The sequence below is a fragment of the Pseudomonas orientalis genome, from assembly GCF_001439815.1.
GTDB classification, from domain to species: Bacteria; Pseudomonadota; Gammaproteobacteria; order Pseudomonadales; family Pseudomonadaceae; genus Aquipseudomonas; species Aquipseudomonas orientalis.
Genome location: NZ_JYLM01000010.1, coordinates 144311 through 168741, shown reverse-complemented (window position 1 = coordinate 168741; position 24431 = coordinate 144311). Strand labels below are relative to the sequence as shown.

At 62.5% G+C, this 24431-nt stretch carries 19 protein-coding genes; 13 read left to right on the top strand and 6 right to left on the bottom strand.

Annotated elements, in window-relative coordinates; genetic code table 11:
- Together betT and epsC are read right to left on the bottom strand one after the other, a co-directional pair.
- Window positions 1–1962 carry a choline transporter BetT gene (gene betT / locus TU82_RS22360; RefSeq protein WP_169794972.1) on the bottom strand — a complete coding sequence of 654 codons (1962 nt, stop codon included), beginning with the start codon at window positions 1960–1962 and terminating at the stop codon, window positions 1–3.
- Between the two features lie 398 nt (window positions 1963–2360).
- Window positions 2361–3287: a serine O-acetyltransferase EpsC gene (gene epsC / locus TU82_RS22355; RefSeq protein ID WP_057725421.1), complete on the bottom strand. Its 927-nt coding sequence runs from the start codon at window positions 3285–3287 to the stop codon at window positions 2361–2363.
- Window positions 3288–3454: 167 nt separating this feature from the next.
- Between epsC and TU82_RS22350 the strand changes: the two genes are divergently transcribed.
- The 12 genes from TU82_RS22350 to TU82_RS22295 all read left to right on the top strand — a co-directional run bounded on the left by TU82_RS22350 (window position 3455) and on the right by TU82_RS22295 (window position 15423).
- Window positions 3455–4450: a D-cysteine desulfhydrase gene (locus TU82_RS22350; protein ID WP_057725420.1), complete on the top strand. Its 996-nt coding sequence runs from the start codon at window positions 3455–3457 to the stop codon at window positions 4448–4450.
- Window positions 4451–4730: 280 nt separating this feature from the next.
- Window positions 4731–5525, top strand: a complete 795-nt coding sequence (gene tcyJ, locus TU82_RS22345) for a cystine ABC transporter substrate-binding protein (protein WP_057725418.1) — start codon at window positions 4731–4733, stop codon at window positions 5523–5525.
- Window positions 5525–6190: a cystine ABC transporter permease gene (tcyL, locus tag TU82_RS22340; RefSeq protein WP_057725416.1), complete on the top strand. Its 666-nt coding sequence runs from the start codon at window positions 5525–5527 to the stop codon at window positions 6188–6190. The genes tcyJ and tcyL overlap by 1 nt, the downstream gene beginning before the upstream one ends.
- Before the next feature lie 3 nt (window positions 6191–6193).
- The gene (gene tcyN / locus TU82_RS22335; RefSeq protein ID WP_057725415.1) at window positions 6194–6940 is read left to right on the top strand and encodes an L-cystine ABC transporter ATP-binding protein TcyN; all 747 of its coding nucleotides are present in this window, start codon (window positions 6194–6196) and stop codon (window positions 6938–6940) included.
- 368 nt (window positions 6941–7308) lie between these two features.
- The gene (locus TU82_RS22330) at window positions 7309–8085 is read left to right on the top strand and encodes a hypothetical protein (RefSeq protein WP_057725413.1); all 777 of its coding nucleotides are present in this window, start codon (window positions 7309–7311) and stop codon (window positions 8083–8085) included.
- Window positions 8086–8272: 187 nt separating this feature from the next.
- On the top strand, window positions 8273–9514 hold the full coding sequence (locus TU82_RS22325) for an SfnB family sulfur acquisition oxidoreductase (protein WP_057725411.1): 1242 nt from the start codon (window positions 8273–8275) through the stop codon (window positions 9512–9514).
- Window positions 9515–9553: 39 nt separating this feature from the next.
- On the top strand, window positions 9554–10747 hold the full coding sequence (locus TU82_RS22320) for an SfnB family sulfur acquisition oxidoreductase (RefSeq protein ID WP_057725409.1): 1194 nt from the start codon (window positions 9554–9556) through the stop codon (window positions 10745–10747).
- A complete protein-coding gene (locus TU82_RS22315) occupies window positions 10747–12108 on the top strand; it encodes an LLM class flavin-dependent oxidoreductase (protein ID WP_057725407.1) in 1362 nt (453 codons plus the stop codon). The genes TU82_RS22320 and TU82_RS22315 overlap by 1 nt, the downstream gene beginning before the upstream one ends.
- Window positions 12109–12216: 108 nt before the next feature.
- Window positions 12217–13011 carry a MetQ/NlpA family ABC transporter substrate-binding protein gene (locus TU82_RS22310; RefSeq protein ID WP_057725405.1) on the top strand — a complete coding sequence of 265 codons (795 nt, stop codon included), beginning with the start codon at window positions 12217–12219 and terminating at the stop codon, window positions 13009–13011.
- On the top strand, window positions 13008–14123 hold the full coding sequence (locus TU82_RS22305; RefSeq protein WP_057725404.1) for a methionine ABC transporter ATP-binding protein: 1116 nt from the start codon (window positions 13008–13010) through the stop codon (window positions 14121–14123). Before TU82_RS22310 ends, TU82_RS22305 begins: the two co-directional genes overlap by 4 nt.
- Window positions 14113–14757, top strand: coding sequence for a methionine ABC transporter permease (locus TU82_RS22300; RefSeq protein WP_057725402.1), 645 nt, complete (start codon window positions 14113–14115; stop codon window positions 14755–14757). The genes TU82_RS22305 and TU82_RS22300 overlap by 11 nt, the downstream gene beginning before the upstream one ends.
- 39 nt (window positions 14758–14796) lie before the next feature.
- Window positions 14797–15423, top strand: a complete 627-nt coding sequence (locus tag TU82_RS22295) for a class I SAM-dependent methyltransferase (RefSeq protein WP_057725400.1) — start codon at window positions 14797–14799, stop codon at window positions 15421–15423.
- 94 nt (window positions 15424–15517) lie between these two features.
- Here TU82_RS22295 and TU82_RS22290 read toward each other — a convergent pair whose 3' ends face one another.
- The 4 genes from TU82_RS22290 to TU82_RS22275 form a co-directional block, all read right to left on the bottom strand.
- Window positions 15518–17719 carry a glycoside hydrolase gene (locus tag TU82_RS22290; protein WP_057725398.1) on the bottom strand — a complete coding sequence of 734 codons (2202 nt, stop codon included), beginning with the start codon at window positions 17717–17719 and terminating at the stop codon, window positions 15518–15520.
- A 145-nt stretch (window positions 17720–17864) separates the two neighbouring features.
- A complete protein-coding gene (locus TU82_RS22285) occupies window positions 17865–20930 on the bottom strand; it encodes an efflux RND transporter permease subunit (RefSeq protein WP_057725396.1) in 3066 nt (1021 codons plus the stop codon).
- On the bottom strand, window positions 20927–21997 hold the full coding sequence (locus TU82_RS22280) for an efflux RND transporter periplasmic adaptor subunit (RefSeq protein WP_057725394.1): 1071 nt from the start codon (window positions 21995–21997) through the stop codon (window positions 20927–20929). The genes TU82_RS22285 and TU82_RS22280 overlap by 4 nt, the downstream gene beginning before the upstream one ends.
- Window positions 21994–23076: an efflux RND transporter periplasmic adaptor subunit gene (locus TU82_RS22275; protein ID WP_057725392.1), complete on the bottom strand. Its 1083-nt coding sequence runs from the start codon at window positions 23074–23076 to the stop codon at window positions 21994–21996. Before TU82_RS22275 ends, TU82_RS22280 begins: the two co-directional genes overlap by 4 nt.
- A gap of 121 nt (window positions 23077–23197) precedes the next feature.
- Here TU82_RS22275 and TU82_RS22270 point away from each other — a divergent pair, with 121 nt between their 5' ends.
- Window positions 23198–24358, top strand: a complete 1161-nt coding sequence (locus tag TU82_RS22270) for an AAA family ATPase (RefSeq protein WP_057725391.1) — start codon at window positions 23198–23200, stop codon at window positions 24356–24358.
- Window positions 24359–24431: the final 73 nt, after the last annotated feature.

Below are 24431 nucleotides of genomic sequence, written 5' to 3'. Positions count from 1 at the left end.
TCAGCGCACCAGATGCAGGAACTGCAGGTGCCGCTCGTACTGGTCGAGGATGTCGTTGATGATCTGCTCCTTGGTGTAGCCCACCAGGTCGTAGTCCTGGCTGCCCTCCCGCAAGTGCACTTCGGCGCGATAGTAACGGCGATTGTTGATCTCTTTGGAACCCATGCCGCCACGGGCGAACGACGGCGTGAAATAGCCACGCATCTGCACCTGGTAGATGAACGGATGCTCCTCGCCATGGCCTATTTCCAGGCTGACGCTGTCGTTGGACGGGTCCGGCTGAGTGACCACGTTCAGGCCCTTCTCAACAAATACGGCCGTCACTTCTTCGATGGCCGGGCGTACCGTCGACTCGAGGAAGCGGTACACCTCATCGCGCGACGGAAAATGCACGGCCTGGCTCAGACGCTGGCGCCAGCCGCCACGGCCTTTGCGTGACGCTGAAATCGGCGCCAGCGAATGCAACTGCGCGATCTGCTTTTGCGATTCCAGATAGAACGCCTTGTGCAGCCCCCACATCATCAGCAACAGGATCAGCGAGAACGGCAGCGAGGTCAGCACCACCGCTGATTTCAACGAATCGATACTGCCGGCAAACAGCAAGGCGCTGGTGACCAGGGCGGTCATCGCGCCCCAGAACACGCGCAGCCATTTCGGCCCGTCTTCATCGGCGTTGCCGCCTTTGGATGACAGGGTCGACAGCACCACCGTGCCTGAGTCCGCCGAGGTCACGAAAAATACGAAGCTGATAAACACCGTGACCGCGATTACGGTTTTACTCCACGGGTAGGTTTCCAGCAGCAGGTACAGGCTCATCGACGGCTCATCAATAGCCGACTGGCCCAACGCGGTCATGCCATGGTTGAGCACCTGGTCGATGGCGCTGTTACCGAAGATCGACATCCACGCCAGGGTGAACCCCAGCGGGATCAGCAGCACGCCAAACACGAATTCGCGGATGGTGCGGCCACGGGAAATTCGCGCGATGAACAGGCCCACGAACGGCGACCATGCGATCCACCAGGCCCAGTAGAACACGGTCCAACCGCCCAGCCAGTCGCTGGGTTTGTCGTAGGCGTATACGTCGAAACTCTTGGTCGGCAACGCGCCAAGGTAGTCGCCGATGTTCTGGATCAGGGTGTTGAGCAGGTGCTGGGTAGGCCCGGCGAACAACACAAACAGCAGCAGCGCGCAGGCCAGCAGCATGTTGATGTCGGACATCACCCGCACACCCTTGTCGACACCGGCCACGGCGACGATGATCGCCGCGCCCATCATCAAGGTGATCAAGCCCACCTGAATCCACTGCGTATGAGCAATACCGAACAGATAATCCAGGCCGGAATTGAGGTGCAACACGCCAAAACCCATGTCGGCCCCCAGGCCGAACACCGTGGCGATAATGCCGAAGCCGTCCACCGCGTAACCGATCGGGCCATTGATGCGCTTGCCGATCAACGGGTACAGCGCCGAGCGCAACGCCAGCGGCAGGTTATGCCGGTAGGCGAAATACGCCAGCGCCATGCCGACAAAGGCGAACACGCCCCAGCCGTGCAGGCCCCAGTGCAGGAACAGGATCTGCATGGCCTGGCGCGCCGCATCGGCGTTCATTGCCTCGCCCTGGGGCGGTTGCACCAGGTGCGTCAATGGTTCGGACACACAGAAGAAAAACAGTGTGATGCTGATCCCGGCGGCGAACAGCATGCCCGCCCAGGACAGGTAACTGAATTCGGGCTCGTCGTGGTCGGCACCGAGTTTTATCTTGCCGTAGCCCGATAGCGCGGTGACCACCACGAAGACCAGATACAGGGTCATCGCCAGCATGTAGTACCAGCCGACCGTATTGGCCGCCCAGTTTTGCGCGGCCAGCAGCCAGGCACCGGCCTGTTGCGGGATAGCGATGACCGTAATGCCGAACAGCAGGATGGCCGTGGCGGCAAAGTAGAAAACGGGCGCATTCATGCGCACCAGACCGCTGGATGGGGTAGACGACGCACTCATGAGCGATGCGCCCCCGAGGTGTGAAATGTGGCTGTGTATAACGGACTCAGCAAAGGTAAGCCTCCTGTTGTGAGCGGGCAGCGAACCACCGGTTTAACTTGAACGAACGTTCAAGTTAAACATGAATAGGCGGTTTTGGACTAATCGCAGGGCTGAGTGGTAGACGATTCCTACACTAGCTCAGGGATTGGTATGACGGGTGAGGATCGGAAATCGTTCAGCGACTTGAAGGTTGAATGCGCTTAAAAATGTGGGAGGGGGCTTGCCCCCGATGGCGGTGGGTCAGTCAACTTATCTGTAGCTGACACACCCTAATCGGGGGCAAGCCCCCTCCCACATGGGATTAAAGTGCAGACTCTTTACTTCTGCGCCCCATCATCATGCTGCAAATTCGCCTGGGTAATATTCGCCCCGGCCGGCACGCTGCGGGTCAGCCAGACATTGCCGCCGATGGTCGAGCCCTTGCCGATGGTAATCCGCCCCAGGATCGTGGCGCCGGCGTAGATCACCACATCATCCTCAACGATAGGATGGCGCGGATGGCCTTTTTGCAGCTGCCCATCCTCATCCGCCGGGAAGCGCTTGGCGCCCAGCGTCACCGCCTGGTAAATGCGCACCCGCTCACCGATGATCGCCGTTTCGCCAATCACCACACCGGTCCCGTGGTCGATAAAGAAACTCGGGCCGATCTGCGCGCCGGGGTGGATATCGATACCGGTGGCCGAGTGGGCGATTTCCGCGCTGATCCGCGCCAACAGCGGCAAACCGGCGCGGTACAGATGGTGGGCCAGGCGGTGGTGAATCACCGCCAGGATGCCCGGGTAGCACAGCAGCACTTCATCCACGCTGCGCGCGGCCGGGTCGCCGTGGTAGGCGGCCAGTACGTCGGTGTCGAGCAGGCTGCGCAAAGCAGGCAAGGCCAGGGCGAAATCCTGGATCAGGCGAATCGCATGGGCGTCGACCTCACTGTCATCCTGGCCGCCCTGACGCGCGGCGTAACGCAGCTCCAGGCGGGCTTGGGCGAGCAAGGCGTTGAGGGCGACGTCTAGGGTGTGCCCGACGTAGAAGTCTTCACTTTCTTCGCGCAGGTCCACCGGGCCCAGGCGCATTGGGAACAGTGCGCCGCACAACGCTTCGAGAATCTGCGCCACCGCTTCGCGGGATGGTAATTCGCGACCACCGTGCTCGCCGCTCAAGCGACCGTTGCGCGTTCGCCACTGGTCCCGGGCGCTGCGCAGTTGGCTGACGATGGTCTGCAATTGCCAATGGCTGGAACGCTCACTCACGGTATTCACTCCTGACGAAATGCCCATCACTTTACGGTATGCGCCCCGGCAACCCTTAAGAACCAATGGTGCGAGGCTAAGAACCATCCGACATAAGCAATTGGCGGTTGCCCGATGAAAAGTGCCTGCCTATAGTCGCCCAATCACTTTTGTCACCGTGCGTAGCCATGATCAAACAACAACTCGACCGCTTTGACCGCCTGGACCTGCTGAGCGGTGCCACCGCCATGGAAAAACTCGAGCGGCTGTCGGCCTGGCTCGGCAGAGACATCTACGTCAAGCGCGACGACACCACCCCATTGGCCATGGGCGGCAATAAGCTGCGCAAACTCGAATACCTGGCCGCCGACGCCATCGCCCAGGGCGCCGACACCCTGGTCACTGCCGGCGCGATCCAGTCCAACCATGTGCGCCAGACCGCCGCGCTGGCCGCCAGGCTTGGCCTGGGTTGCGTCGCCCTGCTGGAAAACCCTACCGGCACTGACGACCCCAACTACCTGGGCAACGGCAACCGTCTGTTGCTCGAACTGTTCGACGCCAAGGTGGAGCTGGTGGAAAACCTCGACCATGTCGACGACCAACTCAACGCCCTCGCCGAGCGCCTGCGCAGCAACGGCAAGAAGCCCTACCTGGTGCCTGTCGGCGGCTCGAATGCCCTCGGCGCGCTGGGTTATGTGCGCGCCGGCCTGGAGCTGGCGGCGCAGATCGAAGACAGCGGCCTCGACTTTGCGGCAGTGGTGCTGGCCTCCGGCAGCGCAGGCACCCACAGCGGCCTGGCGCTGGCGCTGAGCGAAGCGCTGCCGACCCTGCCCGTGATTGGCGTCACCGTATCGCGTACCGACGAAGCCCAGCGCCCGAAAGTACAGGGCCTGGCCGAGCGTACCGCCGAGCTGCTCGGCGTGGAGCTGCCGGAAGCTTTCAAGGTGATCCTGTGGGACGAATACTTTGGCCCGCGTTATGGCGAACCGAACGCGGGCACCTTGTCGGCGATCAAACTGTTGGCCAGCCAGGAAGGTCTGTTGCTCGACCCGGTCTACACCGGCAAGGCCATGGCCGGATTGCTCGATGGCATTGGGCGTCAGCGGTTCGGCGACGGACCGATCATTTTCCTGCACACCGGCGGGGCACCGGCGTTGTTTGCCTATGACTCAGTATTCAACTGAATGAACACGGGACTAATGTGGGAGGGGGCTTGCCCCCGATAGCGGTGGCTCAGTCAACTTATCTGTAGCTGAACCACTGTCATCGGGGGCAAGCCCCCTCCCACACTTGATCTCCTTCATATTCGAAATATGAATATAAAGTTTGACTTTTATTATTTTCAAGTCTTAAAAACCCGCTTTATCATCGCGCCGAAGGCGAAGACGCGCACCGCGCTTTAAGGCAGGATACGGCTACTGCGTCACCGGCTTCGCTCACCATAAAAAACCATAGGGGCTCTTCATGACTATTTCTGTATTGCGTCGCACATTGCTGGTCGGCACATTGAGCCTGGCGCTCGGCGCAGGCATGTTCGGCCAGGCGGTTGCCGGCGAGCAACTGGACGCCATCAAGAAAGCCGGCGAGATCAAGATCGGCCTGGAAGGCACCTATCCACCGTTCAGCTTCGTCGATGAAAGCGGCAAGCTCAGCGGTTTCGAAGTGGAACTGTCCGAAGCGCTGGCCAAGGAACTGGGCGTCAAGGTCAAGCTGCAAGCTACGCCGTGGGACGGCATCCTCGCCGCCCTGGACTCCAAGCGCCTGGACGCGGTGGTCAACCAGGTGACCATCTCCGAAGAGCGCAAGAAAAAGTACGACTTCTCCAAGCCTTACACCGTGTCCGGCATCCAGGCGCTGGTGCTGAAAAAGAACGTCGACACCATCAAGACCGCCAGCGACCTGGCCGGCAAGAAAGTCGGTGTAGGCCTGGGCACCAACTACGAACAATGGCTCAAGGACAACCAGCCCAAAGCCATCATCAAGACCTACAACGACGACCCGACCAAGTTCCAGGACCTGCGCATCGGCCGTATCGACGCCATCCTGATAGACCGCCTGGCCGCCCTGGAATACGCCAAGAAAGCCCCGGATACCGCCGCGGCGGGCGACGCCTTCTCTCGCCAGGAATCGGGTATTGCCCTGCGCAAAGGCGAACCCGAGCTGCTCGACGCGGTGAACAAGGCCCTCGACAAGCTGCGCGCCGACGGCACCTTGAAGACGCTGTCCGAGAAGTACTTCAACGCTGACGTCACTCAATAATGGAAGCAGGTTTGCAAATCGCGCTGGACTCCGCGCCCTTTCTGCTCAAGGGCGCGTATTACACGGTGATCCTCAGCCTGGGCGGGATGTTCTTCGGCCTGCTGCTGGGCTTTGGCCTGGCCCTGATGCGCCTGTCGCGCTTCAAGCTGCTGAGTTGGACGGCGCGGGTCTACGTGTCGTTCTTTCGCGGCACGCCCTTGCTGGTGCAACTGTTCCTGATCTACTACGGTTTGCCGCAAGTGGGCATCGAGCTGGACCCGATCCCGGCCGCCATGATCGGCTTTTCGCTGAACATGGCCGCCTACGCCTGTGAAATCCTGCGGGCCGCCATCGCGTCCATCGAGCGTGGCCAGTGGGAAGCCGCCGCGAGTATCGGCATGACCCGCGCGCAGACGCTGCGCCGGGCCATCCTGCCGCAGGCAATGCGCACGGCCCTGCCGCCGCTGGGCAACAGTTTCATTTCGCTGGTCAAGGACACGGCGCTGGCCGCCACCATCCAGGTGCCCGAGCTGTTCCGGCAGGCGCAACTGGTGTCGGCGCGCACCTTTGAAATTTTCACCATGTATCTGTCCGCAGCCCTGATCTACTGGATCCTGGCGAGCATCCTGGCGCATCTGCAACATCGTCTGGAAGACCGGGTCAACCGGCATGACCTGGAGTCCTGAAGCATGATCGTGGTTGAAAAACTGACCAAACAATTCAACGGTCAGGTGGTGCTCAACGGCATCGACCTTGAGGTCAAGGCCGGCGAAGTCGTGGCCATCATCGGCCCCAGCGGCTCCGGCAAGACCACCTTCCTGCGCTGCCTGAATTTTCTCGAAGAACCCACCAGCGGCCGTATCAAGGTGGGCGATATCGAGATCGACAGCAACAGGCCGCTCAACCAGCAACAGGGCCTGGTGCGACGTCTGCGCCAGCACGTGGGCTTTGTATTCCAGAACTTCAACCTGTTCCCCCACCGCACCGCACTGGAAAACGTCATCGAAGGCCCGATCGTGGTCAAGAAGATGCCGCGCGATGCGGCGACCGAACTGGGTCGCAAGCTGCTGGCCAAGGTCGGCCTGGCGGGCAAGGAAGCGGCTTATCCACGGCGCTTGTCCGGTGGCCAGCAACAGCGTGTGGCGATCGCCCGGGCGCTGGCCATGGAGCCCGAGGTGATTCTGTTCGACGAACCCACCTCGGCCCTCGACCCGGAACTGGTCGGTGAAGTGCTGGCGACCATCCGCAGCCTGGCCGAAGAAAACCGCACCATGGTGATCGTCACCCACGAGATGAGCTTTGCCCGGGATGTGGCCAACCGCGTGATCTTTTTCGACAAGGGCGTGATCGTCGAACAGGGTGAAGCCAAGGCGCTGTTCGCCAACCCCAGGGAAGAGCGCACCCGGCAGTTCCTGAGCAAATTTCTCGCGCACTGACGCCCCCTCTGTAGGAGCGAGCTTGCTCGCGAAAAACGCCCAGGCAACTCGGTCAATCTGATTCACCGCGTTATCGTTAACGTTCTTCGCGAGCAAGCTCGCTCCTACAACGGGTTACCCTCTCATCGCGTAAAAACCCCCGTCATAAGCGCCTTTAAATCCCCCGCTCCGTCAGACCCTTCTGAATATCGCCAAACCCGCCGTTTAGCCTTTTGCCTCCATTGACCCTCCTCCAACAACCCTCTTATCTAGCGCCTTGAGGATTGGATCCTATCCCGGCTACTCACTGAATCGTTCTTTCGGCCCCTTTGCGCACCCGCGCCCAAGGCCCGGAACGATTGCTGCTGGCTGCATCAAGGAGATCACTTATGACGCACACTACAATCCCAGCCATGCTGACCGCACCCACCTTGCCCCAGGCCGTTCGAAACGGCATCAGTGCCCACGCGGCCACTCAACTGCAGGTCGATATCGCCCCATACCCCGGCATGGAGGAAGGCGACTTGATCGAGCTGTTCTGGAACAACTGCTTTGCCGCTTCGCGCCGGGTGACGGCCGGCAAAATCGGCACCCCGACCCACCTGCGTGTACCGGAAAGCTTTGTACAGGACGGCGCGGCCCGGGTTCACTACCAGATCATGCAGATCGGTCACGGTCCGGCGCGCTCGGCCACCACTCAGGTACGGGTCAAGACCAACTGCCCTGGCGGGCAGCCGTCGAACCTGTACAGCGACGAAAACCAGAACCTGGCACCCGTCAGCCTGCCCGAGACGATTCGCCGCCAGGGGGTCAACAGTCGCCAGGTGCAACGCGGTATTCCGCTGTGCATCGAGCCTTACGCGAACATGGCCAGCGGCGATGCGATCACGCTGCGCTGGGGTGACGTGCGCATGGATCTGCCGAAAATCCAGGCCAGGGACGTCGGCCTGGCAATTCAGGTCTGGGTGCCTTCAGCAGTCATTATCGAAGGCGGTGACGACTGCCGCCTGGAGGTGACTTATTGCATCCTGGATCGCGTCGGCAACAGTTCCCGCTGGGCGCCGATGCGCACCTTACGCATCGCCGCAGGAGTTCCCATAGGCCCGGACACGGCCAAGACTGTGTATCAACCCCGCCCTTTCGGCTCGCCCTGCGAACCGGGGTAACGACCCTTCTATGCATATTCCTAAAAGTTAGTTTATTAAAAAAATAAACACGCTTAGGGTATATGCACCGGACCACCGGACATTCCTGATTTTTTTGCTTTTATTTCATTGAATGCGAGGTCGGTATGGTCAGAATTACCCCGGTGCATAACGCCAGGGCATTACGTGCAGCCAAGGAGCGGCGCTGATGTCTAACTTGGCTCTAACACCCCCCCAGAGTGATCTGGACGCAGCCCCCCTGTTGTTGCCGGCCACCGTGCTGCGCAACGACGCCCAGGCGCTGAGCGCCGCCCATGAGCTGGCTGACGCCGCGCGCCTGCAAGCCGCCAGGCGCGACCAGCAACGCCAATTGCCATGGGCGCAGATCGAACAGTTCACCCGCAGCGGGTTGGGCAGTATTTCCATTCCCCGCGAATATGGCGGCCCGCAGGTTTCATTCGTGACCCTGGCCGAGGTCTTCGCCATCATCAGCGCGGCCGACCCGGCCCTCGGGCAGATCCCGCAGAACCATTTCGGTATCCTGCACCTGCTGCAGAGCACCGCCAGCGAGCGCCAGAAAAAGCAGTTGTTCCAGAGCGTCCTCGAGGGTTGGCGCATCGGCAATGGTGGCCCGGAACGCGGCACGAAAAACACCCTGGAGCTCAAGGCACGCATCACTGCCGAGGGCGAAGGCTACGTGGTCAGCGGCCAGAAGTTCTACTCCACCGGCGCACTGTTCGCCCACTGGGTGGCCATCAAGGCCCTCAACGATGACGGCAAGCAAGTCATGGCGTTTGTGCGCCGTGGCAGCGACGGGCTGCGCATCGTGGATGACTGGTCGGGCTTCGGCCAACGCACCACCGCCAGCGGCACCGTACTGCTTGACCGAGTGCCGGTGGACGCGGAGCTGGTGGTGGACAACTGGCGCCTGGGTGAAAGCCCGAATATCCAGGGCGCCGTCTCGCAATTGATCCAGGCCGCCATCGACGCCGGCATCGCCCAGGGCGCCCTGGAGGACACCATCGCCTTTGTGCGTGAACGCTCACGCCCGTGGATCGACGCCAAGGTCGAACGGGCCAGCGACGACCTGTATGTGATCGCCGATATCGGCAAGTTGAAGATCGAGCTGCATGCCGCGCAGGCGCTGCTGCGCAAGGCCGGCCAGGTGCTCGATCAGGTCAGCGCCGCACCCATCACCGCGCAGTCCGCCGCACGCGCGTCTATTGCAGTCGCCGAGGCCAAGGTGCTCACCACCGAGGTGTCATTGCTGGTCAGCGAAAAGCTCTTCGAACTGGCCGGCAGCCGCGCCACGCTCGCCGAATTCAACCTTGACCGGCACTGGCGCAATGCGCGGGTACACACGCTGCATGACCCGGTGCGCTGGAAGTATCACGCCATCGGCGCCTACCGCTTGAACGGCACGTTGCCGGCCCGACATTCCTGGATCTGACCACCCAGAACACTTTTTCCACGAGCTTCTGGAGAACACATGACGCTTTCCCATCACGTCGCGGTCATTACCAGCGATGAACAAGCCCTTATTGTCGCCAGCGACCTGGCCGAAGACCTGCGCCGCGACAGCGCCCAGCGCGACCGCGAACGTCGTCTGCCGCTGCCCGAGCTGGATGTATTTTCCCGCTCCGGCCTGTGGGGCATCAGCGTGCCCAAGGCCTACGGCGGCGCCGGCGTGTCCAACGTCACCCTGGCCAAGGTGATCGCGCTGATTGCCCAGGCCGACGCCTCCCTGGGCCAGATCCCGCAGAACCATTTCTATGCCCTTGAAGTGCTAAGGGTCAACGGCAGCCCAAAACAGCAGCAGCGCCTGTACGCCGAGGTGCTGGCGGGCCAGCGCTTTGGCAACGCCCTGGCGGAACTGGGCACCAAGACCGCCCATGACCGCGTGACCCGCCTCACCCGCGACGGCGAGGGTTTTCGCATCAACGGGCGCAAGTTCTACGCCACCGGCGCGCTCTACGCTCAACGCATCCCCACTTCGGTGGTGGATGAAAACGGTGTCCAGCAACTGGCCTTCGTGCCCCGCGACAGCGCCGGCCTGACGGTGATCGACGACTGGAGCGGCTTCGGCCAGCGCACCACCGGCAGCGGCTCCGTGGTGTTCGACAACGTGTGGGTGGACGCCCGGGACGTGGTCCCGTTCCAGAGTGCGTTCGAACGCCCGACCACCGTCGGCCCGCTGGCGCAGATTCTGCACGCCGCCATCGACACCGGCATCGCCCGCGCCGCTTTCGAAGATGCACTGCATTTTGTGCGCACCAAGACCCGTCCGTGGATCGACGCAGGCAGCGACAAGGCCACCGAGGACCCGCTGACCCTGAAAAGCTTCGGTCACCTGAGCATTCGCCTGCACGCCGCCGAGGCGCTGCTGGAACGCTCGGGCGAATGCCTCGATCGCGCCCAGGCCGACAGCAACGCCCAGACCGTCGCGGCCGCCTCCATCGCCGTCGCCGAAGTGCGCGCCTTGAGCACTGAAATCTCCCTCGCCGCCGGCAGCACGCTGTTCGAACTGGCCGGCAGCCAGGCGACCCTGGCCGAGCACGGCCTGGACCGCCACTGGCGCAACGCACGGGTTCATACCCTGCACGACCCGGTGCGCTGGAAATATCACGCCGTGGGCAATTACTACCTCAACGCCGAAAACCCGCCGCTGCGGGGGACGATCTGATGAGCAAGAAAAAGATCCTGCTCAATGCCTTCAACATGAACTGCATCGGGCATATCAACCACGGCTTGTGGACCCATCCACGGGACACGTCCACCCGGTACAAGACCCTCGAATACTGGACCGACCTGGCGCAAACCCTGGAGCGCGGGCTGTTCGACGGGTTGTTTATCGCCGATATCGTCGGCGTGTATGACGTGTACCAGAAGTCCATCGACGTGCCGCTCAAAGAATCGATCCAGTTGCCGGTCAACGACCCGCTGCTGCTGGTCTCGGCCATGGCGGCCGTCACCCGCAACCTCGGCTTCGGCCTCACCGCCAACCTGACCTACGAGCCGCCCTATCTGTTCGCCCGGCGCATGTCCACCCTCGACCACCTGAGCCGCGGCCGAGTGGGCTGGAACATCGTCACCGGCTACCTCGACAGCGCCGCCAAGGCCATGGGCCTGAACGAACAAGTCGAGCATGACCGCCGCTACGACCAGGCCGATGAATACCTGCAGGTGCTGTACAAACTCTGGGAAGGCAGCTGGGAAGATGACGCGGTGGTCAACGATCCCCAGGCGCGGGTGTATGCGCAGCCGAGCAAGGTGCACAAGGTCGAGCATCACGGCGAGTTCTATCAGGTGGAGGGTTATCACCTGTGCGAGCCCTCACCGCAGCGCACGCCGGTGCTGTTCCAGGCCGGCAGTTCGGAGCGCGGCCTGCAGTTCGCCGGGCGGCATGCCGAGTGCGTGTTCATCAGCGGGCAGAACAAGGCCTCGACCAAGACCCAGGTGGACAAGGTGCGCGCCAGCGCGGTGGCGGCCGGGCGCAATCCGGATGACATCAAGGTGTTCATGGGCCTCAACGTGATCGTCGCCGCGACCGAAGAACTGGCCTGGGCCAAGCATGCCGAGTACCTCAGCTACGCCAGCGCCGAGGCCGGCGTGGCGCACTTTGCGGCGTCCACGGCGATCGATTTTTCCGAGTACGAACTGGACGAGCCGATCCAGTACGTGAAGAGCAATGCGATCCAGTCGGCCACCCAAAACCTGCAGAACAACGACTGGACCCGGCGCAAATTGCTCGAGCAGCACGCCCTCGGCGGGCGCTATATCACGCTGGTGGGCTCGCCTGGGCAGGTCGCGGATGAACTGGAATCGTGGATCAGCGAGACCGGGCTCGATGGCTTCAACCTCACCCGCATTGTGACGCCGGAAAGCTATGTGGATTTCATCGACTTGGTGATACCGGAATTACAACGGCGCGGCTCGTACAAAACCGAATATGAGCAGGGCACGCTGCGGGAAAAAGTCTTCCACGGCGACGCTCGCTTACCCGAACAACACACCGGCTCTACCTACCGACACCAACCCCTGTAGGAGCGAGCTTGCTCGCGAAGACCGTTAACGATAACGCGGTGCATCTGGTTTACCGATGCGTCCTCAAGCTTTTCGCGAGCAAGCTCGCTCCTACAATTGGAAACTCATATGAAAAAAATAGTGCTCTCCCTGGCCTTCGGCTTATTCAGCTCGGCCGTATTCGCCGCCGATGCACCGTTGAAAGTCGGCACCACCGCCGCCTTCGCCATTCCGCTGGAAGCCGCCGTGGAAGAAGCCGGCAAGCAAGGCCTGAAGGTCGAACTGGTGGAATTCACCGACTGGATCGCCCCCAACGTCAGCCTCGCCGCCGGCGATATCGACGTGAACTACTTCCAGCACATTCCCTTCCTGGAAAACGCCAAGACCGCCGCCGGGTTTGACCTGGTGCCTTATGCGCCAGGCATCATCAACAACGTCGGACTGTATTCGAAAAAGTACAAGAGCTTCAACGACCTGCCCGAAGGCGCCAGCGTGGCTATCGCCAACGACCCGATCAACAGCGGTCGCGGCCTGCAGCTGCTGGCCAAGGCCGGGCTGATCAGCCTCAAGCCGGGCGTGGGCTACAAGGCCACCGAAGAAGACATCGTCAGCAACCCGAAGAAAATCAAAATTCTGCAAGTGGAAGCCGTACAACTGGTGCGCGCCTATGACGACGCCGACCTGGTGCAGGGTTACCCCGCGTATATCCGCCTGTCCAAGACCTTCGACGCGGAATCGGCGCTGCTGTTCGATGGCCTGGACCACCCGGAATACGTGATCCAGTTCGTGATCCAGCCCAAGAGCAAGACCGACCCACGGGTAATCAAGTTCGTCGACATCTACCAGCACTCGCCGGTGGTACGCGCCGCCCTGGATAAATCCCTGGGCAAGCTCTACCAGGTCGGCTGGGAAGCTGGAAAATGACCGCAGCCAATGCCCAACTGCGCGACCTGGGGCATGCGCCCAGAGACGCCGAGCAGACTGAATTGCACCCGGACCTCAATCGCGCCCATGTGCGCTTTATCAACCTGGGCAAGACCTACGACGGCACCGTGCATGCCCTGCACGGCATCGACCTGGCGATCCAGCGTGGCGAAGTGTTCGGCATCATTGGCCGCAGCGGCGCCGGCAAGTCGTCGCTGATCCGCACCATCAATCGCCTGGAACAACCCAGCAGCGGCCGCGTGCTGATCGATCAGGTGGATATCGGCGGCTTCGACGAAGACCGCCTGGTCGCGCTGCGCCGACGCATCGGCATGATCTTCCAGCACTTCAACCTGATGTCGGCCAAGACGGTGTGGCAGAACGTCGAGTTGCCGCTCAGAGTCGCCGGCGTGCCCAAGCCGCAGCGTGAGCAAAAGGTGCGTGAGCTGCTGGAACTGGTGGGTTTGCAGGACAAGCACAAGGCGTATCCGGCGCAGCTCTCGGGCGGGCAGAAACAGCGCGTGGGCATCGCCCGTTCGCTGGTGCACGACCCCGAGATTCTGCTGTGCGACGAGGCCACCTCGGCGCTGGACCCGGAGACCACCCAATCGATCCTCGGCCTGCTGCGCGAGATCAACCAGCGCCTGGGCCTGACCATCGTGTTGATCACCCATGAGATGGCGGTGATCCGCGACATCTGCGACCGCGTGGTGGTGCTGGAACATGGGCGTATCGTCGAGCAAGGCCCGGTGTGGCAAGTGTTCGGCAATCCGCAGCATGAGGTCAGCAAAACCCTGCTCGCCCCCTTGCAACACGGCTTGCCGCCCGAACTGCAAAACCGTCTGCAACCCACCCCCACATCGGCCGACGCGGCGCTGGTGCTGCGCTTGCAGTTCACCGGCAGCGATACCGATGAGCCCGACCTGGCCGCATTGTTCAGCGCCCTCGGCGGCCGCGTGCGGTTGCTGCAAGGCGGTGTGGAACGCATCCAGGGGCACGCCCTGGGGCAATTATTGCTGGCGGTGAATGGATCGCCGCACAGCGCTGAAGAACTGCGCAATCGCGCCGCGAACTGGGCGCAACAGGTGGAGGTGCTGGGCCATGTGGTTTGATCGTTTGGTACAGGGCGCCATCGACACCTTGTTGATGGTGGGCGTGTCGTCGTTGATCGCCCTGCTGGTGGGGATCCCGCTGGCCGTGTTTCTGGTCACCAGCGACAAGGGCGGCATCTACCTGGCGCCGGCGCTGAATCGGGTGCTGGGCGCCTTCGTCAATCTGTTCCGCTCCATTCCCTTTCTGATCCTGATGGTGGCGCTGATCCCGTTCACCCGCCTGATCGTCGGTACCACCTACGGCGTATGGGCGGCCGTGGTGCCGCTGACCATCGCCGCCACGCCGTTCTTTGCGCGCATCGCCGAAGTCAGCCTGCGCGAGGTCGACCACGGCCTGATCGAAGCGGCGCAGGCCATGGGTTGCCGCCGCTGGCACATCATCTGGCACGTGCTGTTGCCGGAAGCCCTGCCGGGGATCGTCGGCGGGTTCACCATCACCTTGGTGACCATGATCAACTCATCGGCCATGGCCGGGGCGATTGGCGCCGGTGGCCTGGGCGACATTGCGTACCGTTATGGCTACCAGCGTTTCGATACGCAGATCATGCTGACGGTGATTGTGCTGTTGGTGGTGCTGGTGGCGGTGATTCAGCTGGGCGGCGATCGACTGGCGCGGGTGCTGAACAAGCGGTGAGGTATAGTCCGGGAATCCAAGCACCCGGTATTGCCTGTCATGACCCTCAAGCCCGACGACCTCAACCAGATCACCGCCACCACCCTCGGCCACTACAACACAGTGGCCGACGACTTCCGTGAAGGCACCCGCGATCACGATGTCAGCCAGAACATCGATGCGCTGCTGCGGCATCTCCAGGGCACGGCGCCGTTTACCGTGCTGGATTTCGGCTGCGGGCCGGGGCGGGATTTGCAGACGTTTACGCGCATGGGGCATATCGCCGTGGGGCTCGACGGTTCCGAGCGGTTTGCGCAGATGGCGCGGGAAGACAGCGGTTGCGAGGTGTTGCAGCAAGACTTCCTGAAACTGGACCTGCCTGCCGAGCGCTTTGACGGGATCTTTGCCAATGCGGTGCTGTTTCATATACCCAAGCAGGAATTGCCACGGGTGCTCAACGAGCTTTATGACGCACTGAAACCTGGTGGGGTGCTGTTCAGCTCCAATCCTCGGGGTGACAACCGGGAAGGTTGGAATGGGCCGCGGTATGGGTCTTATCACGATCTGGAGGCGTGGCGGGGATTGCTGACCGAGGCAGGGTTTGAAGAGCTGGAGCATTATTATCGGCCTGCGGGTTTGCCCAGGGAGCAGCAGCCTTGGTTGGCCAGTGTGTGGCGTCGGGTTTAAGTGATTTATCGCCTGGGCTGACGCTATCGGGGGCAAGCCCCCTCCCACATTTGGAATGCGTTCCCCTGTGGGAGGGGGCTTGCCCCCGATGATCTTAAGGGCGCCGCCGATCCACCTGATACACCACCGGCTTTTCACCCTCCACCAGCGCCGTCACACTTCGCCCGGCATACCCATCTTTCTGCGCATCGGAAAAATTCGCCACCAACCGCGTCCCATCGGCGAACGTCGTTTGCTGCAACAGCTTGTCCACCGTCAACCAGCGAAAATCGATCATCGCCTGAGTCGCCAAGCGCTCATGCAGCGGGCGGAAAAACCGGTCATGACGCTGAATCACCGGCAGTCGTTCCTTGAGCGTCGTCGCACTCAAATGGTACAGCGGCGGTACGTTGTAGAGCAGTTGGGTCAACTCATTTTCAGCCCGTACGTTGCTCAGCTTGAGGCTGTCGAACAGCCAGTGATGGGTAGTGATCACCGAGCCATGGAACACTGCCTGATACAACGGCAAACGCATCGTCGGATCGAAATGCACCGTGCGCAGCGACGTCTTCAACGGCACCGGCTTGAAGAACACGGCCGGCTGCTCCGGCGGGTACCAGTTGCCGACGTAGTAGGGCGACTGGGGGGCCCTGGTCATCTTCCGATCACCCCAGCCAATGACCGGTGTTTGCATGCCATGGGCAAACAGGATGCCCTGGGCGGTGATGGCGTTACCGTCTTCAGAGCCAGCGGGCAGTTTGAGCGAGGTGTTGATCCAGCGCGAGGCGTCGATATTGCCTTGGGCGTTTTGCGCCTGGGTCATGGGAGCGCTGTCGCGGTAGCTGTCAAACAGCATGCTGGTGGCGTAGGCATCGAGAAACCAGGCATTGAAGCCGGCGGCGCCCTGCACCGCTTTTACCCGCGCCTCCAGCAAAGGCCGCACACAACGCGGGTCGGTGTAGTGACCGAACTGCTGGAAACCGGTTTTCAATTTGCCGTCTTTCAACATGATTGCGCAGTCGCGGTAAGCCTTGCCGCCCAGATGGGCGGTGGTCCAGTCGGGGTTTTCCGCTGACGAAAGCGCCGTTTCATAGGAGTCGTAGGGCGCTACCAGGTAACCGGCGTCCACGCCCGCGCGAATCGTTTCGGGATGCCACAGGCCGCCTTCCCAGCCTTCACCCAGTGTCAACAGCAGCCGCTTGAGCCCGGCATCGCGCAAAGCCTGGATGGTCGAATTGCCCCAGGTTTCGGGACGATCATTCAAGGCCCCGGCGAAATCCAGTGCCAGTTCGCTGCGCAACTCGCCGTAGCGAGCGGCAAGGCGATTCATGTCGGGATCTTCCACTTGCCAGGCCTGCCGAACCTTCTTGTTGATGGCCGCATTGAAGCCGCGCAACAGCAGGGTTTGCTCATAGCGATTCAATGCACTTGTCTGCGCGAGCACCTGCGCAGGTTCCTTGTCCATCAGCCCACTGAGCTCGTGCGTGCGCAGCCGTTTGATCAACGCGGGCCAGTCACGGACATCATCGAGCGTCAGCAAGTCGTTGCCCCAGAGGTAAACGTGACTGGCACCGAGCAGTTTTACCGCCTCGGGGGTTTGCCGCAGCTTGTCCGCCAATGACTCGTACTGGCCCTGCTCGACAAGCCACTGACGATAGCGCCTGGCGCCGGCCAGCGGGTCGGCCTCGCCCAGATACAGGCGCAGCGTCATCGGCTCCTGGGGCGCGAGCGAGGTGAATTCATGGGACACGGACAGCGCCATGCCCTGGCCGTCCGCCTGCCATTCGAGGCGATTGTTATAGGGGTTGGTCAGCAGCCAGTTGAGCGTGAAGCGCCCGTGATCCAGGCCCCACAGCGGCAAGCTGAGGTCCTGGGTGGTATTGAGCTCGCCTTGCCCGAGCAGAAAGTCTTTCCATACGGCATTATCGGCCGGCACGTAATGCCCCTCGGCCAACGGCCAGATCAGCCCTTGGCCCATGGCCCTGGCCGGCTGGCGCAGCAGGGCCAGCTCACCCGCTTCACGGGCATTGATTGTCAGGGCCAATTCACGCTGATCCAGCCGGGCCGTCAGGCGATAGGCGCCGCTGTCCCACTGCCAGGAGACCTGTTTGGCGTCGGCTTGCAGCGCGTTCACCGCATGTGCGGCAATGCCACTGGAAGCTTGTACCGAGGCTTCGCCTGCGGGGGTGACGCGCAACGCCAGGGTGGCAGGCTCAAGTTCGATACGCCACTGGGCATTTTCCAGCACGTTGGTCGCGAAGGTTGGCGGCGCAAGAAGAAGCGCGCAGAGGAAAAAGAGTGGGCGCAGGCACTGCATGGGAATCGACCTGAGTGAGAGGAGGCCGAAAGAGTAGAACATGCTCCGGCTCGCCGGGACGGCAAGCGGCGGTTTCAGAAGCGTCCCACAGCCACAAGCGAGATGAATTCCAAATGTGGGAGGGGGCAAGCCCCCTCCCACATTTTTAACCGCGTTGTTCCTGTTGTTCCTGTTTGGGTTCGCGGATTTTGTACCAGGCCACGTAGAGGGCCGGCAAAAACAGTAGCGTCAGCAACGTGGCGATAATGATCCCGCCAATCATTGCGTAGGCCATCGGCCCCCAGAACACTTCCCGCGCAATCGGGATCATGCCCAGGCTCGCGGCCGCCGCCGTCAGCAGGATCGGCCGGCGCCGATGCTCGGTGGCTTCCACCACCGCGTCCCACGGCGTATAGCCGGCCACTTCGTACTCATGAATCTGCGTCACCAGGATCACCGAGTTGCGGATGATGATGCCGATCAGCGCCAGGATGCCCAGGATCGCCACAAAGCCCATGGGCGTGCCCGTGGGAATCAGCGCCAGCACCACGCCGATCAGCCCCAGCGGCGCAACACTGGCCACCAGGAACATTTTCTGCACGCTGTGCAACTGGATCATCAGGAACGTCGCCATCAGGAACAGCATCAACGGCACCACGCTGGCGATCGGGCCCTGGGCCTTGCCGCTTTCTTCCACGGTACCGCCGGTGGCGACCTTGTAACCCACCGGCAGGCCGTCGCTGAACTTCTGGATAGTCGGCGCCAGCTGCTTGACCAGGTCGGTCGGCTGCATCTCGTCACGCACCGCAGCCTTGATGGTAATCGTCGGCTTGCGGTCGCGACGCCACACCAGCGGCTGCTCCAGTTCATAACGCACGGTGGCGAAGGCCAGCAACGGAATCGAGGTGCCGTTGGGCGTGACGATCTGCAGGTTCTGCAGGGTTTCCGGCGTACCGCGCTCGGCGTCTTCGGCGCGGCCGACCACGTTGATCAGGTAGATATCGTCATGCACCTGGGTGACCGATGCGCCGCTGACCACGCTGTTCATCAACTGCGCCACGTCTTCGGACGACAGCCCCAGTTGCCGCGCTTTGTCCTGGGCGATGTCGACGCGCAGGACTTTGCCCGGCTCGTTCCAGTCGTAGATGATTTCGCCCAGGTGGGAGTTCTGATCGAGCAGGGTCGCCAGTTCGATGGCGTGCTTGCGCACCTGGTCGGTGTCCTTGCCGGACACGCGGTACTGGATCGGCCGCCCGACCGGCGGGCCCATTTCCAGCGGCTGCACGAAGCTGCCGATGCCGACGAAATCATCGCGCAGGCGTTTCTGCAATCGCGTGATCAACGCGCTGCGCTCTTCCAGGCCTTTGCTGACGATCACCAGCTGCGCGTAGTAAGGATTCTCCAGTTGCTGGTCCAGCGGCAGGTAGAAACGGATCGCGCCCTGGCCGATGTAGGTACTCCAGCGCGCGATGTCCGGGTCGTCCTTGATGATGGCTTCGAGGCGGTCGACCGCCTTGCGCGTCTCGTTGATCGAGGCGTTCTGCGGCAGGTTCAGGTCAACCAGGATTTCCGGGCGATCCGACGACGGAAAGAACTGGTTCTGCACGAATTGCATGGAAAACACCGAGGCCACAAACAGCGCCACGGTGATGCCAATCGCCCACCAGCGGTTGCGCATGGCCCAGAGCATGCCGCCGTTGAAGGCGCGGCCAATACGCCCAGGCTCGGCACTGTGCGGTTTCACATTGGTGCTGAGGATATGCACGCCAATCACCGGCGCAAACAGCACCGCGACCACCCACGACACCAGCATGGCCACGGCGATCACCGCGAACAGCGTGAAGGTGTACTCGCCCGCCGAACTGGCGTTAAGACCAATCGGCACAAAACCGGCCACGGTCACCAGCGTACCGGTGAGCATCGGGAACGCCGTCGAGGTATAGGCGTAGGTCGCGGCCTGCTCCTTGGTTTCGCCTTTTTCCAGGCGTGTGATCATCATCTCCACGGTGATCATCGCATCGTCCACCAACAGGCCCAGGGCGATGATCAAGGCGCCCAAAGACACTCGCTGCATGGTGATGCCGCTGTATTCCATGAACACGAACACCAGCGCCAGCACCAGCGGAATCGAGCATGCCACCACCAGCCCGGCGCGCATGCCCAGGCTGATAAAGCTCACCACCAGCACGATGATCACCGCTTCGAACAGCGCACTGGTAAAGCCGCCGACGGCCTCTTCCACCACTTCGGCCTGGTCCGAGACTTTGTGCACACCGACGCCCACCGGCAGGTCGGCGGTCAGCTCATCCATGCGCCCGTGCAACGCTTTGCCGAACGACTGGATATTGCCGCCCTTCTGCATCGCAATCGCCAGACCGATCGCCGGCTTGCCGTTGAAACGGAACATCGGCCGCGCCGGGTCGACGTAGCCACGGCTGATGTCGGCAATGTCGGCCAGTCGATAGAAACGGTCGTTCAGGCGCAGGTTGACGTTGGCCAGGTCCTTCTCCGAGGCGAATTGCCCGGAGGTGCGCACCGAAATCCGTTCCGGCCCGGCCTCGATCACCCCGGCGGGCGTGACCGCGTTCTGCGACTGCAGGCTTTGCACGACCTGGCGCTGGTCGACGCCCAGGGCCGCCAGTTTGCGCGTGGAAAAATTCAGGTAAATCACTTCGTCCTGCTGGCCGATCATCTCGACCTTGCCCAGCCCCGGCACCGAGCGGATCTCGGCGCGCACCTGCTCCACGTAGTCGCGCAACTGGCGCATCGACAGGCCGTCGCCGGTAAAGGCGTATACCGAGCCGAACACATCACCGAACTCGTCGTTGAAGGACGGTCCCTGCAAGCCCTGGGGAAAGGTGCCGCGAATATCGTCGATCTTCTTGCGAACCTGGTACCAGATCTCCGGGATGGCCTTGGCACTGGTGGTGTCCTTGAGGAACACGAACACCGTGGACTCGCCCGGTCGCGTATAACTTTTCACGTAATCGAGGGAGTCGAGCTCTTCGAGTTTTTTCTCGATGCGATCGGTGACCTGCTTGAGGGTTTCTTCCTGGGTCGCGCCCGGCCAGCGGGTCTGGATGACCATGGTCTTGATGGTGAACGAGGGGTCTTCCTCGCGGCCCAGGTTCATGTACGAAAACACGCCCATCAGCAGCGCGACGAACATCAGGTACCACACGAAGGACTGATGCCTGAGGGCCCAGTCGGATAAGTTGAAGCTCCCTTTCATCGCGGGCTGTCCTCGTCGATTTTGACTTTTTGCCCGGGTTTCAGGCTGTTCACGCCGGCGGTGACGATGCGTTCGCCGGGTTTGACGCTGCCGTTGAGCAAGACGCTGTCGGCATCCCGGCTGACGACCGTGACGTCACGCGGCTGCACCGTCTGGCTCTGGGTGTCGAGCAGCCAGATGCGGGTCTTGCCGTCGACCTCCTGCACGGCGCTCAGGGGCACCTCGATACGCGGCGCGATGGCGCTGCTCAAGGTCACGCTGATGGCGGTGCCCAGGCGGAACGCGGCGGGGGTTTCGGTCAGGCTCAGGCGGGCGCGGCGGGTGCGCGTGGCGCTTTGGGCCTGGGGCTCGATCTCGCGCACGATGGCGGTGGTGTGCACGCTGGGGTCCAGTTGCCCGGCCACCAGGAACACCACATCCGCAGGCAGGCGCTCGGCCAGGCCGGCGGGCAGGTCGATCACCGCTTCCTTGATGTCCGGGCGGGCCAGGGTCACCACTTGCTGACCGGCGCTGACCACCTGGCCGGCCTCGGCATTCCAGGCGGTGACGATGCCGGCGTGGTCGGTGCGCAGTTCGGCGTAGTTGAGCTGGTCCCTGGCCTGGTTGACCGATGCGCGCGCCTGATCGAGGGTGGCCTGGGTGGTTTTCAGGTCAGTCTGGGCCACGTCGAGCTGGGCCTGGGCACCGACGCCACGGTTGAACAGTTCCTGCTGGCGGCGGGCATTGGCCTGGGCATTGATGAACTGCGCCTGCACGCGCGCCAGGTCGCCCTGGGCGGCGCGCAATTGGTTCTGCTGGTCGGTGGGGTCGAGCACGGCAAGCAAGGCGCCCTTGTCCACCTCTGCGCCCACGTCCACGGCGCGACGGGCAATACGCCCGGGGACACGGAAACCCAGGTTACTTTCATAGCGGGCCTGAATGGTGCCGGCGAAGCGACCGAGGTTTTCCTGGTCTTCGGCCTTCACTTCCATGGACAGCACCGGGCGCACAGGTTCGGGCGGCGCCTCTTCTTTGGAGCAGGCCATCAGCAACAGGCTGGCGGCGACAATAACCGTCAGTTGTCTCATGGCTGGGCTCCTTGCTGGGCGATCTCGACCACCATGCCGGGGTGCAGCAATTGCCCGCCGGCCACCACGACTTTTTCGCCGCCTTTAAGGCCGTCGCCGATGATCACTTTGCCGGTGAGGTAACGCGCCACCGTGACCTTATGCAATTGCGCCTTGCCGTCGCCGTCCACCAGCCACACGGCGGGTTCGCTGAGGTCCTTGGTCAAGGCCGACCACGGCAACTCGATGCTGGCCTTGGCCGGGCCATTGGCGGTGGCGCTGACCACCGAGCCCAGTTCCATGCCCTTGGGCAGGCTTTGCAAGGCGATCTTCACTTGCACGGTGCCGGTATTGGCGGCCACCGCCGGGGTGACTTCGCGAACCTTGCCCACGGCCTTGATGCCCGGGTTGTCCAGCAGGCTGACGGTAATCGGCGCATCCGGCGGCGGTTCCACCAGCAGGGACTCGTAGACGTTGAACACCGCGTCGCGCTCGCCATCACGGGCCAGGCTGAAGATCGGCACGGTGGCTTGCACGACCTGGCCGACTTCGGCCTGGCGCGCGGTGATAATGCCCGGCGCGTCGGCGATCAACGCGGTGTAGCCGAGTTGTTCACGGGCGTTGGCCAACTGGGCCTGGGCGGCGGCGAGGGCGCTCTGGCTGCTGCGCAGCGCGGCCTGGGCGGAATCATATTCGCTGCGGCTGGTGTAGCCCTTGGGCAAAAGTTTTTCCTGGCGCACGAAGGCGGCGGCCGTCTGCTTGACCCGCGCCTGCTCGGCCACGACCTGGGCCTGGGCGGAGTCGACGTTGGTCTGCAGGTCCTTGGGGTCGAGTTTGGCCAGCACTTGTCTGGCCGTGACCCGGTCGCCCACATCGACCATGCGCTGGATGATCTTGCCGCCCACGCGAAAGGACAGATCGGTCTGCACCCGTGCCTGGATATCCCCCGTCAGCGTCACCGCCGCAGCGAAATCCGCCGGCTGCACGGTTTGCACGAACACCCGGGAATGGGCTTTGGGTTCGGTCTTTTCCTCACCACAACCGCCAAGCAGCGTCAGTAAGCCAAATCCGAGTAAAAATGTCGAAATGCGACCGCCCATGCAGGCTCCTTTTGCGTGATGCCGACTTGCCAGTGTGTATGCGACTGTGAGCGTAGTTCAGGGTTCCTTATCTGCATGGAGGATCCCATACTTCAATGGTTCCCATCCCGATTGAATTGTCATGCTCAAGACCCTCGCAGTAGCCAATTACCGCTCGATCAATAAATTGGTGGTGCCCCTGGACCGACTTAATCTGGTCACCGGGCCCAACGGCAGCGGCAAGTCCAACCTGTATCGCGCCCTGCGCCTGCTGGCGGAAACCGCCCAGGGTGGGGTGATCAATGCGTTGGCCCGCGAAGGCGGGCTGGACTCGACCTTCTGGGCCGGGCCGGAAACCATCACCCGGCGCATGCGCAGCGGTGAAGTGCCGATCGAATCCACCGTGCGCCAGGGCGTCAAGCGCCTGCGCCTGGGCTTTGCCGCCGAGGATTTCAGCTACGCCATATCCCTGGGGTTGCCGGAACCCTCCCTGTCGTTTTTCAGCCTCGATCCGGAGGTGAAGAAGGAATGCATCTGGGCCGGGCACCTCTATCGCCCGGCCAGCCTGCTGGTGCAGCGTTCCGGGCCGATGGTGCGCGCCCGTGAAGGCCGCGCCTGGGATGTGCTGGCCCAGCACACGCCCAATTACCACAGCCTGTTCGACCAGGTCGGCAGCCTGCGGGGTTCGCCGGAAGTGCTGCTGCTGCGCGAGAGCATTCGTGGCTGGCGCTTTTACGATCACTTTCGCAGCGACGTCGACGCGCCGGTGCGCCAGCCGCAATTGGGCACCCGCACACCCGTGCTGCACCACGACGGGCGCGATTTGGCGGCGGCGTTGCAGACCATTCGCGAGATTGGCGACCCCGAGGCGCTGCAGCGCGCGGTCAGCGATGCGTTCCCCGGCGCGCGCCTGAATATCCAGCCCTTGCAGGGCGGACGCTTTGCCATCGAGTTCTATCAGGAAGGCTTGCTGCGGCCGCTGTCGGCGGCGGAGTTGTCGGACGGCACCTTACGCTACCTGCTGCTGATCGCCGCACTGCTGACGCCACGCCCACCGACCATGATGGTGCTGAACGAACCGGAAACCAGCTTGCATCCGGACCTGCTGCCCGCGTTGGCGCGCTTGGTTATCGAAGCGTCGAAGCACTGCCAGGTGTGGGTGGTGTCCCATGCCAGTCGCTTGATTGCGGCGTTGCAGCAGGATGAAGGGTGTAATTCGATTGTGCTGGAGAAGGTGCTGGGGGAGACGCGTATTGTGGGGCAAGGGATGTTGGATGCGCCGGCTTGGCATTGGCCGGAGTAGGTGGCAGCTGCACCGGCCCTATCGGGGGCAAGCCCCCTCCCACATTGGACTGTATTCACACATCAGAATTTGT

Coding starts and splice junctions, on each gene's coding strand:
- TU82_RS22310 (WP_057725405.1), top strand. CDS start 12,217: ATGAAAAAAATAGTGCTCTCCCTGGCCTTCGGCTTATTCAGCTCGGCC.
- TU82_RS22325 (WP_057725411.1), top strand. CDS start 8,273: ATGTCTAACTTGGCTCTAACACCCCCCCAGAGTGATCTGGACGCAGCC.
- TU82_RS22295 (WP_057725400.1), top strand. CDS start 14,797: ATGACCCTCAAGCCCGACGACCTCAACCAGATCACCGCCACCACCCTC.
- TU82_RS22330 (WP_057725413.1), top strand. CDS start 7,309: ATGACGCACACTACAATCCCAGCCATGCTGACCGCACCCACCTTGCCC.
- betT (WP_169794972.1), bottom strand. CDS start 1,962: ATGAATGCGCCCGTTTTCTACTTTGCCGCCACGGCCATCCTGCTGTTC.
- tcyN (WP_057725415.1), top strand. CDS start 6,194: ATGATCGTGGTTGAAAAACTGACCAAACAATTCAACGGTCAGGTGGTG.
- TU82_RS22320 (WP_057725409.1), top strand. CDS start 9,554: ATGACGCTTTCCCATCACGTCGCGGTCATTACCAGCGATGAACAAGCC.
- TU82_RS22270 (WP_057725391.1), top strand. CDS start 23,198: ATGCTCAAGACCCTCGCAGTAGCCAATTACCGCTCGATCAATAAATTG.
- TU82_RS22285 (WP_057725396.1), bottom strand. CDS start 20,930: ATGAAAGGGAGCTTCAACTTATCCGACTGGGCCCTCAGGCATCAGTCC.
- TU82_RS22350 (WP_057725420.1), top strand. CDS start 3,455: ATGATCAAACAACAACTCGACCGCTTTGACCGCCTGGACCTGCTGAGC.
- TU82_RS22305 (WP_057725404.1), top strand. CDS start 13,008: ATGACCGCAGCCAATGCCCAACTGCGCGACCTGGGGCATGCGCCCAGA.
- TU82_RS22280 (WP_057725394.1), bottom strand. CDS start 21,997: ATGAGACAACTGACGGTTATTGTCGCCGCCAGCCTGTTGCTGATGGCC.
- TU82_RS22315 (WP_057725407.1), top strand. CDS start 10,747: ATGAGCAAGAAAAAGATCCTGCTCAATGCCTTCAACATGAACTGCATC.
- TU82_RS22300 (WP_057725402.1), top strand. CDS start 14,113: ATGTGGTTTGATCGTTTGGTACAGGGCGCCATCGACACCTTGTTGATG.
- TU82_RS22290 (WP_057725398.1), bottom strand. CDS start 17,719: ATGCAGTGCCTGCGCCCACTCTTTTTCCTCTGCGCGCTTCTTCTTGCG.
- tcyJ (WP_057725418.1), top strand. CDS start 4,731: ATGACTATTTCTGTATTGCGTCGCACATTGCTGGTCGGCACATTGAGC.
- TU82_RS22275 (WP_057725392.1), bottom strand. CDS start 23,076: ATGGGCGGTCGCATTTCGACATTTTTACTCGGATTTGGCTTACTGACG.
- tcyL (WP_057725416.1), top strand. CDS start 5,525: ATGGAAGCAGGTTTGCAAATCGCGCTGGACTCCGCGCCCTTTCTGCTC.